At 62.8% G+C, this 13,106-nt stretch carries 12 protein-coding genes; 5 read left to right on the plus strand and 7 right to left on the minus strand.

Annotated elements, in window-relative coordinates; genetic code table 11:
* Window positions 1-235: 235 nt before the first annotated feature.
* Both J3P94_RS08210 and J3P94_RS08215 read right to left on the minus strand, forming a co-directional pair.
* On the minus strand, window positions 236-634 hold the full coding sequence (locus tag J3P94_RS08210) for a YbaN family protein (protein ID WP_434572566.1): 399 nt from the start codon (window positions 632-634) through the stop codon (window positions 236-238).
* 8 nt (window positions 635-642) lie between these two features.
* Window positions 643-1,230, minus strand: coding sequence for a YecA family protein (locus J3P94_RS08215; RefSeq protein ID WP_305499530.1), 588 nt, complete (start codon window positions 1,228-1,230; stop codon window positions 643-645).
* Between the two features lie 420 nt (window positions 1,231-1,650).
* Between J3P94_RS08215 and recQ the strand changes: the two genes are divergently transcribed.
* The 3 genes from recQ to J3P94_RS08230 all read left to right on the plus strand — a co-directional run bounded on the left by recQ (window position 1,651) and on the right by J3P94_RS08230 (window position 6,449).
* The gene (gene recQ / locus J3P94_RS08220) at window positions 1,651-3,777 is read left to right on the plus strand and encodes a DNA helicase RecQ (protein WP_305499531.1); all 2,127 of its coding nucleotides are present in this window, start codon (window positions 1,651-1,653) and stop codon (window positions 3,775-3,777) included.
* 117 nt (window positions 3,778-3,894) lie between these two features.
* The gene (locus J3P94_RS08225) at window positions 3,895-4,329 is read left to right on the plus strand and encodes a MarR family transcriptional regulator (RefSeq protein ID WP_305499533.1); all 435 of its coding nucleotides are present in this window, start codon (window positions 3,895-3,897) and stop codon (window positions 4,327-4,329) included.
* A 119-nt stretch (window positions 4,330-4,448) separates the two neighbouring features.
* Complete coding sequence (locus tag J3P94_RS08230; RefSeq protein WP_434572568.1) at window positions 4,449-6,449, plus strand: FimV/HubP family polar landmark protein; 2,001 nt, start codon at window positions 4,449-4,451, stop codon at window positions 6,447-6,449.
* 128 nt (window positions 6,450-6,577) lie between these two features.
* Here the strand turns inward: J3P94_RS08230 and J3P94_RS08235 are convergent, their stop codons facing one another.
* Window positions 6,578-8,767: a patatin-like phospholipase family protein gene (locus J3P94_RS08235; RefSeq protein WP_434572570.1), complete on the minus strand. Its 2,190-nt coding sequence runs from the start codon at window positions 8,765-8,767 to the stop codon at window positions 6,578-6,580.
* A 71-nt stretch (window positions 8,768-8,838) separates the two neighbouring features.
* Here J3P94_RS08235 and J3P94_RS08240 point away from each other — a divergent pair, with 71 nt between their 5' ends.
* On the plus strand, window positions 8,839-9,126 hold the full coding sequence (locus J3P94_RS08240; RefSeq protein ID WP_434572572.1) for a SelT/SelW/SelH family protein: 288 nt from the start codon (window positions 8,839-8,841) through the stop codon (window positions 9,124-9,126).
* A gap of 19 nt (window positions 9,127-9,145) precedes the next feature.
* Here J3P94_RS08240 and J3P94_RS08245 read toward each other — a convergent pair whose 3' ends face one another.
* Together J3P94_RS08245 and J3P94_RS08250 are read right to left on the minus strand one after the other, a co-directional pair.
* Window positions 9,146-10,036: a DMT family transporter gene (locus J3P94_RS08245; RefSeq protein ID WP_305499541.1), complete on the minus strand. Its 891-nt coding sequence runs from the start codon at window positions 10,034-10,036 to the stop codon at window positions 9,146-9,148.
* A gap of 92 nt (window positions 10,037-10,128) precedes the next feature.
* Complete coding sequence (locus J3P94_RS08250; RefSeq protein ID WP_434572574.1) at window positions 10,129-10,872, minus strand: AraC family transcriptional regulator; 744 nt, start codon at window positions 10,870-10,872, stop codon at window positions 10,129-10,131.
* 135 nt (window positions 10,873-11,007) lie between these two features.
* Here J3P94_RS08250 and J3P94_RS08255 point away from each other — a divergent pair, with 135 nt between their 5' ends.
* A complete protein-coding gene (locus J3P94_RS08255; RefSeq protein WP_434572576.1) occupies window positions 11,008-11,826 on the plus strand; it encodes a UDP-2,3-diacylglucosamine diphosphatase in 819 nt (272 codons plus the stop codon).
* A 162-nt stretch (window positions 11,827-11,988) separates the two neighbouring features.
* Here J3P94_RS08255 and J3P94_RS08260 read toward each other — a convergent pair whose 3' ends face one another.
* Both J3P94_RS08260 and J3P94_RS08265 read right to left on the minus strand, forming a co-directional pair.
* Window positions 11,989-12,570: an HD domain-containing protein gene (locus J3P94_RS08260; protein ID WP_434572577.1), complete on the minus strand. Its 582-nt coding sequence runs from the start codon at window positions 12,568-12,570 to the stop codon at window positions 11,989-11,991.
* Between the two features lie 11 nt (window positions 12,571-12,581).
* Window positions 12,582-12,893, minus strand: a complete 312-nt coding sequence (locus J3P94_RS08265; protein ID WP_434572579.1) for an Mpo1-like protein — start codon at window positions 12,891-12,893, stop codon at window positions 12,582-12,584.
* Window positions 12,894-13,106: the final 213 nt, after the last annotated feature.

The following is a 13,106-nucleotide window of genomic DNA, read 5'->3' on the forward strand; positions in this document are numbered from 1 at the left end:
CTGAAACGACAAAACCCGCCATCTTCGCTCTGGAGATGGCGGGTTTTTCATTTTGGCCCGCACAAAATTTTCCCGGACCCAGGCACCGCTGTTCCCGTGGCGAGGGAGCTTGCTCCCGCTCGGCTGCGCAGCAGTCGTAAAATCGGCAGGCGCGGTCTGCCTGGGGAATCGCATCAGCTGATTTCAGGGCGGCTTCGCCTCCCAGCGGGAGCAAGCTCCCTCGCCACAAGGGCGTTCAATCAGGTTTGCGCAGCGTCTTCTGCCTGAGGATATACACCGTCACCAGCACTGCGCTGGTCAGCATGAACACCCGCGCCCACGGCAGGGGCACCAGGTAGCACGACAGCAGGATGCTCGCCCACATCAACCCGATGGCGTAGACCTTGCCCTTGAGCGGTATGCCGTTGCCGCTGAGGTAGTCGCCGATCCAGGGGCCGAGGCGCGGATGCTCCACCAGCCAGCGGTAGAAGCGCGGCGAACTGCGGGCGAAGCAGGCCGCGGCCAATAACAGGAAGGGGGTGGTGGGAAGGACGGGAATAAAGATGCCGATGACCCCCAGCACCACGCTCAGCCAGCCAATGGCGAGCAGAGCGTAGCGCAGGATCAGCGGGCGATTGCCGAGGGGCGCGGGCACCCGCTGACTCAGTGGTGACGCGGCTTGAGGATCGCCGGTTTCTCGTCCGGGGCGTTGCACAGCAGGTACAGGGCGGTGAGGGCTTCCGGGATCTGCACGATCATGTCATCCATCAGGTTCGGGTCGGCGGCAATGTCGGAGAACTCCGGTTGCTCGTCGAACAGCCCGGAGCCGACCATGATCGGCAGCAGCATTTCGCTGACTTCCTCTTCGGCGGTTTCGAACCAGGCCGCTTCGCGAAGGAACACACCCTCCATGAAGCCGATGCACCAGCCGCGCAGTTCCGAATCGTCCGGATCGTCGCCCAGGTCCAGCTCGCACGGCAGCTCGAATTCTTCATCGGAAGCCAGTTGGCGGGCAATGTGAGCCTTGAGGCCGACCAGCGTCGCTTCGATTTCAGCGCGTTGGGCTTCGTCGCTGTAGTGCGGTTCTTCGGCGAACAGGGCGTCGATCCATTCACGCTCCGGCACCTGCTCGGAGCAGATCGACAGGGCGGTCAGGTAGCCATGAGCGGCCACGTAATCCAGCGCTTCTTCGTGCAGCTCATCGGCGTCGAGGAAGACTTGCAGGCGGGTCAGTTGCTCAGCGAAGGACATTACAGGCTACCTTGGGGAATAAACAATGCGGGAATTCTAGGCTTTCTTGAGCGCTCAGGCCAGCCGCGTGGTGGATTTGCTTCCTTGCCGGTCATGCATCACCTGGTCTCGAGCCTACAGAGTCCCTGTGGCGAGGGAGCTTGCTCCCGCTGGGTCGCGCAGCGGCCCTGTTTTTTTGGGGCGGCTTCGCCACCCAGCGGGAGCAAGCTCCCTCGCCACGGGGTGGGGCTCGTCCGGCATTTGCCCTGAAACCTCCCGTCAGCAACCCCCTTCGCAACGAAGCCCTCGGGTATACTGCCGCGTTTTGTGATGCCCTGCCGCATCCCGGCGGTTCGAAACGCGCACTTACGATTCGCCGGTGCAGCGTTTGTGTTTCTGGACCAGCCTTGCAGGGATGTTTCGGTGATTTTTGGAGTTTTTATGCTCGAACAGGCTCAACGCGTCCTCAAGGACATCTTCGGCTACGACAGTTTTCGTGGCCGCCAGGGTGCCATCATTGAGCGCGTGGCCAGCGGTGGCGATGCCTTGGTGCTCATGCCTACCGGCGGCGGCAAGTCCCTGTGCTTCCAGGTGCCCGCGCTGCTGCGCAACGGCCTCGCGGTGGTGGTATCGCCGCTGATCGCCTTGATGGACGACCAGGTCGCGACCCTCGAGGAATTGGGCGTTGCCGCTGCCGCGTTGAACTCCACGCTGAGCGCCGAGCAGCAGCGGGACCTGGCGGCGCGCATCCAGCGCGGTGAAGTGAAAATGCTGTACCTGGCGCCTGAACGTCTCGTGCAGCCGCGCATGCTGGCCTTTCTCCAGAGCCTGGAAATCGCCCTGTTTGCCATCGACGAAGCCCACTGCGTATCCCAATGGGGCCATGACTTCCGTCGTGAATATCTGCAGCTGGGGCAATTGGCCGAGCTGTTTCCCGACGTGCCGCGCATCGCCCTGACCGCCACCGCCGACAAACGTACCCGCGAAGAAATCGTCGAGCGCCTGCACCTGCAGAACGCCGAGCGGTTCCTCTCCAGCTTCGACCGCCCCAACATTTTTTACCGCATCGTGCCCAAGGAGCAGCCGCGCAAGCAATTGCTGGCGTTCCTCGCCGAGCGTCGCAGCGACGCGGGTATCGTCTATTGCCTGTCGCGCAAGAAAGTCGAGGAGGTGGCGGCGTTCCTCAGCGAGCAAGGTTTCCCGGCATTGCCCTACCATGCCGGCCTGCCCAACGATCTGCGGGCCTATCACCAGAAGCGCTTTCTCAACGAGGAAGGCCTGATCATGGTCGCCACCGTGGCGTTCGGCATGGGTATCGACAAGCCCAACGTACGGTTCGTCGCGCATTTGGACCTGCCCAAGTCGCTAGAGGCCTATTACCAGGAAACCGGCCGTGCCGGTCGTGACGGTTTGCCGGCCGATGCCTGGATGGCCTACGGCCTGCAGGACGTGGTGATGCTCAAGCAGATGTTGCAGAACTCCGAGGGCGATGAGCGCCACAAACGCCTGGAACAACACAAGCTCGACGCGATGCTGTCGCTCTGCGAAGAAACCCGTTGCCGCCGCCAGACCTTGCTGGCCTATTTCGATGAGGACATGCCCGAGCCTTGCGGGCATTGCGACAACTGCGTCGACGGAGTGGAAACCTGGGACGCCACCGAGCCGGCCCGCCAGGCACTGTCGGCCATCTATCGCACGGGCCAGCGCTACGGCGTGGGACATCTGGTGGACGTGCTGCTGGGCAAGGACAACGAAAAGGTCCGCAGCTTTGGCCATCAGCATCTTTCGGTGTTCGGCGTGGGCAAGGCCCGCACCGAGAGCGAGTGGCGCTCGCTGTTCCGGCAACTGGTGGCGCGCGGCCTGGCCGACATCGACTTGGAAGGTTATGGCGGCCTGCGCCTGAGCGCGACCTGCCGGCCCTTGCTCAAAGGCGAGGTCAGCCTGGAACTGCGTCGCGACCTCAAGCCCGCAACAGCGATCAAGAGCAGCAAGAGCCAGGCCAGCCAACTGGTGCGTGGCGAGGAGCGCGATCAGTGGGAGGCCTTGCGCGCCTTGCGGCGCAAGCTGGCGGAGGAGCATGGCGTGCCGCCCTATGTCATTTTCCCCGATTCGACTTTGCTGGAAATGCTCCGCAGCCAACCGACTTCCCTGGCGGAAATGGCCCGGGTCAGTGGCGTTGGTGCGCGCAAGCTGGAGCGTTACGGCGAGGCTTTCCTCCAAGTGCTCGGCGGCGAAGCCGAGGCGCCGAAAGCCGTGGCCGATGTACGCCACGAACTCATCACGCTGGCTCGTGCCGGCATGACCCCGCTACAGATCGCCGGGCAATTGCAGTGTTCGGAAAAAAATGTCTACACGATGCTGGCCGAGGCGATCGGCCAGCAGCAGCTTTCCTTGGAACAGGCGCTGGATTTGCCCGAAGAATTGATGGGCGAAATCCAGGACGCGTTTCTCGACGGCGAGGGTGAATTGCCCGCGGTATCTGACGTTGCCGCGCTGTTTGCAGGCCGCGTTCCGGAAGGCGTCCTGTATTGCGTCAGGGCTGCACTGCAATCGGAATTTGAAGTCTGATCAAACAGTTACGCTCCTTTAACGATTCACTACAGTGCCAGCCTTGCTTGAATCCGAAGCTCATGCTTAGCTGACTAATAATTAGTATTTCTCTATTTAGATTCTGATGAGTTTTTTATGCCTCTAACCGATCAACACCGCTTTGGCATGCAGTTGGCGCAAATGTCCCGGGGCTGGCGAGCCGAGCTGGACCGTCGCCTCGCCGGGCTGGGCCTGTCCCAGGCGCGTTGGCTGGTGCTGCTGCACCTGGCGCGCTTCGAACAGGCGCCGACCCAGCGTGAACTGGCCCAGAGCGTCGCCGTTGAAGGCCCGACCCTGGCTCGCTTGCTCGACAGTCTGGAAACCCAGGGACTGGTGCAGCGCCAGGCCGTGGCCGAGGACCGCCGCGCCAAGAAAATCGTGCTCTGCGCGCCGGCCTTGCCGCTGATTGAACAAATCGAAACCATTGCCACGCAGCTGCGTCGGGAGTTGTTTGAAGGCGTTGATGAAGAGGATATGCGGGTGTGCATGCGGGTTCACGGCAGGATCCTGGCCAACCTGGAAAAATCCTGAGGCACATCCCTGACACCCGGTTTTTGAGATTCGCCGGTTAGCGAACTATAACCAGTAGTAAGCGTTCCTAATGGAAGCGTTTACGCCGAGGTTGGTTCTGGTAATCGAAAGGGATGCCCATGCTTGAAAGTCTGCAGTCCACGTTGCGCAACTGGGTCAACGTGTTGATAGTCGTGGGTGCCCTGGGCTTTCCGGCCCTGGCGTCGGCGCTGGGGCTGGGAGAGATCACGCTTCATTCCGCGCTGAACCAGCCGTTGCGCGCCGATATCGCCTTGGTCGATGCGGCCGGCCTGGGCGAGGGGGATTTGTCGGCCAGCCTGGCGAGTCCGGACGATTTCAGTCGCGCCGGGGTGGAGCGGGTATTTTTTCTCAACAGCCTGCGTTTCACGCCGGTGTTGCGCGGCGAGCGCAGTTTCATCCGGGTGACTTCCAGCAAGCCGGTGGAAGAACCTTTCCTCAATTTCCTGGTACAGCTCAACCAGCCTAACGGCCGGGTGCTGCGCGAATATACCGTGCTGATCGATCCGCCGGGCACGCCAGGGATCGTGCCGACCGTGGACGAGCCTTCCGCTGCGGCCGAAGCGACACCCGCGATGAAGCCGCCACCGGCCACACAAGGCAAGCGCTACACCGTCGTGCAGGGCGACAACCCCTGGATCATCGCCAAGCGCCTGCATGACGCCGGCAGCAATGCCTCTGTCAATGAGCTCATGCAGGGCATCCAGGCGCTGAACCCTGGCAGCGAGCGGCTTTCCATCGGTCAGCGCCTGTTGCTGCCCGACTCGGCCATATTGCCGCCTCCCGCCGCAGCCCCTTCAACTCCGGCCTCTGTCGCCCCCGACAGCAATGCCGAGCAACTCGCCGCCTCGGTGCTGCAAAACCAGCAACAACAGAAAACCATCGACGAACTTCAAGTCCGGCTTCAGGCCCAGGACGCGGAAATTGCCGGCCAGCGCCAGCAGATCAGCGAGTTGCAGGCGCAACTGGCGCAGACATCGCCATCGACTGTTGTCGCGACGCCGCCGCCAGAGGAATACGTCGAGCCCGCTCCGGTGGTCGAGGCGGCGCCGGCCGGCGAGGCAGCGGGCATCGACTGGCTGTGGGTGGCGGGGCTGGTAGGGCTGCTGGGGTTGCTCGCCGTGTTGCTGTTTCTCCGCCGTCGGCAACAGCAGGAACTGGCGGATCCGCAGCCGATGTCCGAGCCTCGCGAATTGATCCTGGACGATGATGAACCCGAGACTTACACGCAGTCCGGCACCGAACGCCCTGAAGTCGCCGCGTCGTTCAATAACGGCGATGCGCCCCTCGGCGATGTGCTCGAAGGGGTGGGAATCTACCTCACCTATGGCCGCTTCACCGAAGCGGCGGGCTTGTTGCGCGCCGCGTTGCTGGCGGAGCCGGAGCGTACCGACCTGGGCCTCAAGTTGCTCGACGTGCTGGGCAAGCAGGGCGATGTCATCGGTTTCCAGGCCCAGGAGAACCACCTGCTGGCCCAGGGTATCGATCGCCAGGCGCTGGAAGAAGTCCGCGGGCGCTACCCGAGGATCTCCATGGTTACCGCGCCCGTTGAGACCTCCCTTGATACGCCGCGTGATACGCCGCGTGATGCGCCTGCGCCGACAGAACCCCTGGCACGCATTCCAGAGCCCGAACCGCCCCGTCCCCCCAGCGACGAGTTCGAGCTGAAGCTCGATAGCTTGTCCATGGAGAACAGCTGGGACCTGACCGACACCCCGCAGGCCTCCGTTGAACCGAAAACCCTTGAATCCTTCGAAACCGGCACCTTGTCGCTCTCGGGGTTCGATGAGCCCGACCTGCAATGGGGCGCGCCCCTGGAAACCGAGTCGCTGGACGATGATTTTCTCGACGGGTTTGCCGACGAAGAGCAGTCGCTGGAGCTGGAGCCGCTGACCGCCGAACCGGAATTCGACTCCCTGTCGCTCGAACCGGTGTCCTTTGAGGCGCAACCCTCGCAGCATTCCGAAAAGCTCGAAGAAGCCCAGAATCGTATCGATGAGGGAGACCTCAAGAGCGCTATCACGCTGCTGGAGGAACTGGTGGAAGAGGGCGACGAGCCGCTCAAGGAAACGGCCCGGGTGCTGCTGGCCGGGATTCGTTGAGATGATCCATAGGCTGGAGAGAATCTTGTGGGAGCGAGCTTGCTCGCGATGACGGAGCCCCGGTCAACATCATCTTTGACTGAGTGACCGCTTTCGCGAGCAGGCTCGCTCCCACAGTTTGAACAGCGCTAGAACGTCTGCCCCAGATTCAGATACACCGCCTGCTCATCATCGTCGTTGAAGCCATAACTGAAGTTGAGTGGCCCCAGCGGCGTGTCGAACCCGAGGAAAATACTGGCGGCGTTGATATAGCCGCTGTCGAATTCATTGTCGTTGTTCCAGGCCCGGCCGCGCTCCAGCGAACCGCCGACATACAGCGGGAAATCCAGCGGCAGGTAAGCGCGCGGCGTGAGCCTGCGGTAGTACACGGCGCGCATCAGGCTCATGTTCTGGCCGGATATCCCGTCTTCGCGAAAGCCCGACAGCTGTCGGGCGCCGCCGAGGACGAAGCTCGACGTGACGACCTCGGCGGTGTCCAGGGTCCGGCCATAACGGCCGCCGAGGATGAAGGTATCCGGGCCGCTGCTCAGGGCCTTGTCCAACCTGAATTCCCACTGGCGATAACGCTGGTCGGAACCTAATCCGGGTTCGTACTGGCGCCAGGACAAGCCGATGTCTTCGCCTTCGTGGGGGAAGTAGACGTTGTCCAGCGAGTCGAATGAATACTTGAGCTCGTAGAAGCCTTCGTTGAAGTTTTCGCTGGGCTGGTCGTGATCGCCGATGCGCACGTCCGCCTTGCCCCAGGCCTGGCCGACACCGAAGCGGATTTCCCCGCTGTTGCCGATCTGCCGGCCCAGGTTCAGGCCGAAGCCATAGCGCTCGACCCGATACTGGGCGACCGGGTCGTTATCGAGGATCGACTCGACGTTGCGCGATTCGAATTGTCCGTAGGGCGCGATGAAGTAGCGCGAGCCGACGTCCAGCGGCTGGTAGAACTCGCTGTACAGTTCCTGCTTGTCGCCGATCTGCGCCCGTGTCAGCCATTCGGCGCCGAGGCGATTGATACCGTTGACCCGGTAGCTGGCACCGAGGTTGAAAGCGCTGTCGCCGCGCATGTCGTCCGACAGGCTCAGGCCCAGGCGCAGGTAGTCCGTGCCGGTGCGTCGGCCCCGGGCGCTGATCACCAAGGTGTTGTCCGCGCCCTTGTGCACTACGCGGTATTGCACCTGCTCGAAATAATCCAGGCCGTACAAGGTGCCCATGTCGGTTTGCAGGCGACCCAGGTCCAACGGCTCGCCGATTTGTTGGCGAACGTAATAGCGGATCACGTCGTCACCGACTTTCGAATCGTTTTCCACCCGTATCGCGGTGATGACCGGCGTGCGTTCGCTGGGGGTGCGCGCCGCCATCAGCTCGGCGTCGGCCGGTTCAGGGCGACGCAGGTGTGCCAGGCGGGCCTCGAGTATCCGGGTGGCGTGGTAACCGGCGTCGATCATTTCCGTGGCGCGGCCAAAATCGGTGGAGCCAAAGCTCGCCAGGGCGGGCTGGATCAGCACGTCGTTGTTTTTCAGCGTCGCCAGTTGTTCCTCCGAGTTGCGCCGGGTCATCAGGGTGGTCGACTGATTCAGCACATCCACCACCGTGACCAATTGCTTGCGGTTGCGCAGCGGCGTGCCGATATCGACGACGATGGCCATGTCCACGCCCATTTCCCGGGCCACGTCCAAGGGAATGTTGTCGCTCATGCCGCCGTCCACCAGCAGCCGCCCGTCCAGTTCCACCGGGGCGAACACCGCCGGGATCGACATGCTGGCACGGATCACCTTGGGCAGGTGGCCCTTGCGGAACACGACTTTTTCGCCAGTAGCGATGTCGGTCGCCACGGCGCGGAAGGGGATTGGCAGCTTGTCGAAATCCCGGGTATCGCTGGCGTGGGCCAGCAGGCTTTCCAGGAGCAGGGCCAGGTTCTGTCCCTGGATCACGCCCAATGGCAGGCCGAGGCTGCCGTCGTCGCGAAAGCTCAGCTTCTGCTTGACCAGGAAATCCCGGTCATCCTGCTTGCGCCGGAAGGGCACGTCCTTGCGCGGTGGGGCATCGGACAGCGCCTGCTGCCAGTCGATGCCCAGGGCGAGTTTCTCCAGCTCGTCGATCTTGTACCCGGAGGCGTATAAACCGCCGATCACCGCGCCCATGCTGGTGCCGGCGATCGCGTCGATCCTGATGCCTTGTTCTTCCAGAGCTTTAAGCACGCCAATATGCGCCAGCCCACGGGCCGCGCCGCCGGAAAGTACCAGGCCGATCTTCGGTCGCGGCGCTTCGACCGCGTCGGCGAACAGGGGCAGCAGTAACAGGAGCAGGCATGGCAGCAGGCGGCGCATCGTCAATCTCGGGGCAGGCGGTCAAAGGCGAGTAGTATAACGACGCCTTTGACCGCAGGAGCTCACCCGCAATGACCGCTCACAAACCGGAAGTCGTCATCACTTACTGCACGCAGTGCCAATGGTTGCTGCGCGCCGCCTGGCTGGCCCAGGAGTTGCTCAGCACGTTTGGCGACGACTTGGGCAAGGTGTCCCTGGTGCCGGGCACCGGCGGGGTGTTCCATATCAGCTGTGACGGTACGCAGGTCTGGGAGCGCAAGGCTGACGGCGGTTTTCCCGAGGCCAAGGTCCTCAAGCAGCGGGTCCGCGACCGGATCGACCCGGAGCGCGACCTGGGGCACAACGACCGGGTTCAGTGACTCGTTTCAGTAACCTGGCTCAGTGAGACGAGGCCTGGGCGCCGGCGCTGGATTTTTTCGTGCCATCGAGCTGGCTCGACACGACGATCGCAACGATGATCAGCACCCCACCGAGCAGCATGCGCAGCGTCGGGTTCTCATCGAACAGCAGCCAGGCAATGGTAATGCCGTAGACCGGTTCCATGGCGAACACTACCGCCGCGGTGCGCGCCTTGATCACCGCGAGGCTGGCGACGAACAGGCTGTGGGCCAGGCCGGTGCAGAACACCCCGAGCAGGCCGATCCACAACCAGTCGATGGGGCGCACGTCGCTCAGTTGTGGCGCGGCCATCGGCAACAGGCATAAGCCCACGACCACGTTCTGGCACAGCGCGGCCTGCACCGGCGGTACGTGCGCGGAGCCGGCGCGATTGGTCAGCGACAACAGCGAGAACAATAGACCCGAAGCCACGGCCCAGAGCAAACCGGTGGTGGCGCCGCTGGCCAGGTCAAAGTCCGGTGTGACCAGCACCAGGCCGACGCTTACCAGCACCACCAGGAGAATCTCGTTGGCGCGGATCCGCTCGCGGAAAATCAGCCCCTCGAGCAATACGGTGAAGGCCGGGAAACTGGCGAACCCCAGCGTGGCGATGGCCACCCCGGCGACTTTTACCGAGATGAAAAAGCTGACCCAGTGTCCGGCCAGCAACAGCCCGCCGAGCAGCAACCGGCGAGCGTCGCGGCCGCGCAATTTTTGCCAGCGGGTGCGGCTGGCGAACCGGGCAAACACCGCCAGGGCCAGCACGGCGAACACCGCACGGCCAAACACAATGACCGCCGGCGAGGCGGCGGCCAGTTTGCCGAACACGCCGGTCAGGCCAAACATGAGCGCGCCGATGTGCAAGGCGCCGAGGGCGGTACGGGGAGTCATTGCAATCCTTGTTGAGCGGTTGAGCGTCCGGCTATTGAACCCTTTGCCAGCCGTTTCTGTCTGTCGCGAACCTAGCGATTTTTAGCGCGGAGCTAGCGCCGAAGCTTGCCCGGCGAAACACCGAACTCGCGCAGCACCGCCGCCGCAAAGGCGCTTTGCGAACTGTAGCCAACCTGATGGGCGATTTCGCCGATGGGCAGGTTTGAGTCTCGCAACAGTCCCACGGCTTTGTGCAGGCGGCGGCTGCGGATGTATTCCATTGGCGTCTGCCCGCGTTCGGCGACGAAGCGCGCATGCAGGCGCGCGCTGGAAAGCCCGGCGACCCGCGCCAGGTCCGCCACTTGCAGCGGATAGGCCGCGTGCTGGTCGATATGAGCGTCCAGCGCGGCATAGGGCAGGTGCCGGCTGCCGCTCGTTTGCTGGCGGGCGCCGTTGAGGCTGGCCAACAGCAGCACCGCGCCTTGCTGGGCGATCAGCGGATCGTCCACCGGACTGCCCGCGAGCCAACTTACCAACTGGCTCTGCCCCGTATCCAGGGGCAGGCGGATATTGCGGTCGAGCAAGCGCCGGCTGGCATCGGCGTGATCGCCCAGGCATTGCCCGACCCAGTCATCATCAGGCACATCCAGCACCAGGCAACGGCTGCCCCGAGGACTGCCGCAGGCGTGATGGGCGCCGGCGGGTACCACCACGAAACTCTGCTGCACCACCTGGCTGCCACGCCCTTCGACTTCGAAATCCAGCGCGCCGGACAAGCCGAACACCAGCTGCGCATGGTCGTGGCTGTGGACAATCAGATCGTGGCTGTAGTGGCGTAGCGTGAGGATCGGTCTCATCGCGGTCTCCCGTGGCAGGCGGCCAGTCTACACCGAGGGCGTGGCGCCTCGCGCTGTCATGCAATCGACTCATTATTGTCATGGGTCATTAACCGCTGGGGTGCACTGTGGTGAAAACGATCAGAGGGTTGCCCAATGACCAGCGCCGAGCTCGCCAGGCCCAGCCGCAAACAGCGTGTCCGCACCCTGTGGATTTCCGACGTTCACCTGGGTACGCGAGATTGCCAGGCCGAGCACTTGTCGCACTTTCTCAAGGGCTATCACGCCGACAAGGTCTATCTGGTGGGCGATATCATCGACGGCTGGAAACTGCGCAGTGGCATGTATTGGCCCCAGGCCCATACCAACGTCATTCGTCGCCTGCTGACCATGAGCAAGCGCGGCACCGAGGTGATCTATGTCACCGGCAACCATGACGAATTCCTGCGACGCTATTCGAAGCTGATCCTGGGCAACATTCAACTGGTGGACGAAGCGGTGCATGTCACCGCCGATGGTCGGCACCTGCTGGTGATCCATGGCGACCAGTTCGATGTGATTACCCGTTATCACCGTTGGTTGGCCTTTCTTGGGGATTCGGCCTACGAGTTCACCCTGACGCTCAATCGCTGGCTCAATCATTGGCGGGCCCGTTACGGCTACGGTTACTGGTCGCTGTCGGCGTACCTCAAGCACAAGGTCAAGACCGCCGTCAGCTTCATCAGCGACTTTGAAGAAGCCATCGCCCATGAGTGCGTGAAGCGTGAACTGCATGGCGTGGTGTGCGGGCACATCCACCATGCCGAGATTCGCACGGTGGGCGGGGTGGAGTACCTCAACTGCGGCGATTGGGTCGAGTCGTGCACGGCGCTGATCGAGCATTGGGACGGCTCGATCGAGCTCTATCGCCTGGCGGACGCCCAGGCGCGCGAAGCGCTGGTCAAGGCTGAGTTGAAAGTGACTGAGCCTGCCTGAAGCTCACATAAACCCCCGTGGCGAGGGAGCTTGCTCCCGCTCGGCTGCGCAGCAGCCGTCAACTGGACAGCGCAATGTGGCTGGATAAATGCGGGCGCCTGAACGGGGGCTGCTGCGCAGCCCAGCGGGAGCAAGCTCCCTCGCCACAGGGAAGTGTGTTTTTCACGTTTCAGCCATCGCCGCCTTGTAGATCGATTGCTTCGGTGCCGCAAACAGCCTTTCCAGCATTGGCTCGAAGAAACTCAGCGGCAGCGTGTCGTACTCGGGATCGAACGCCGCGGCGTCGTATTCTGCACAGAAATCGATCGTCGCCTGGTACTGCGGGTGCTCCCTAAACTGCTCCCGCAGGTGCCGGTCCATGCCCAGGTGATGGAAGAAGTAGTAGCCCTGGAAGATTCCGTGCTTCTCCACCATCCACAGGTTCTCGGCGCTGACGAACGGCTTGAGGATCGCCGCCGCGATGTCCGGATGGTTGTACGAACCCAGTGTGTCGCCAATATCGTGGAGCAGGGCGCAGACCACGTACTCCTCGTCTCGCCCGTCGCGGTAGGCACGGGTGGCGGTTTGCAGGGAGTGGGTCAGGCGATCCACGGGGAAACCGCCGAAGTCGCCATCGAGCAATCTCAGGTGGGTCAGAATCCGGCCCGGCAACTGCCGCGCGTAAGCGCTGAAGTCGGCGGCGATGATCGCCCAGTCTTCCCGGCTGCCGTCCTGCATGTGGGTGAAGCGCGCGTGAGACGTCATCGGCAATCTCCTTAGAACGCCACCTTGCCCAGCAGCATGTCGCGGTACATGACGAAGTCGCCGAGCAGACTGTAGAGAGGGTGTTGGAAAGTCGCAGGGCGGTTTTTTTCGAAGAAGAAGTGGCCGACCCAGGCGAAGCCGTAGCCGGCCACCGGCAGCGCGACCCACAGCCACCAGGCGCCGACGACGAGGGCCAGGGCGAAAACCAGGATGACCAGGGAGGTGCCGATGAAGTGCAGGCGCCGGCAGGTGCTGTTGCTGTGTTCGCTGAGGTAATACGGGTAGAACTCGGCGAACGTATTGAATCGTTTGGTGTTTTCCAAGAATGCAGGCTCTTTGGTTATTGTTCTGATATTTGAAGTCTAGAGCTACCAAACGCAACAGCCAGTGACAATCAGCGCCACTCTAGTGTCCTGTCTTACAAATACTGTTCCTTTTGGACGGCGTCTGTTGCCGTCATGCTGCGTTGCCGCTCCTCGCCATAGCGGGCTATGACTCGTCGCGGCGCCTTGCCTGACGACAACAGCCACTCGTCA

Source organism: Pseudomonas sp. Z3-8, assembly GCF_051131975.1.
In the GTDB taxonomy this organism is placed as follows: domain Bacteria; phylum Pseudomonadota; class Gammaproteobacteria; order Pseudomonadales; family Pseudomonadaceae; genus Aquipseudomonas.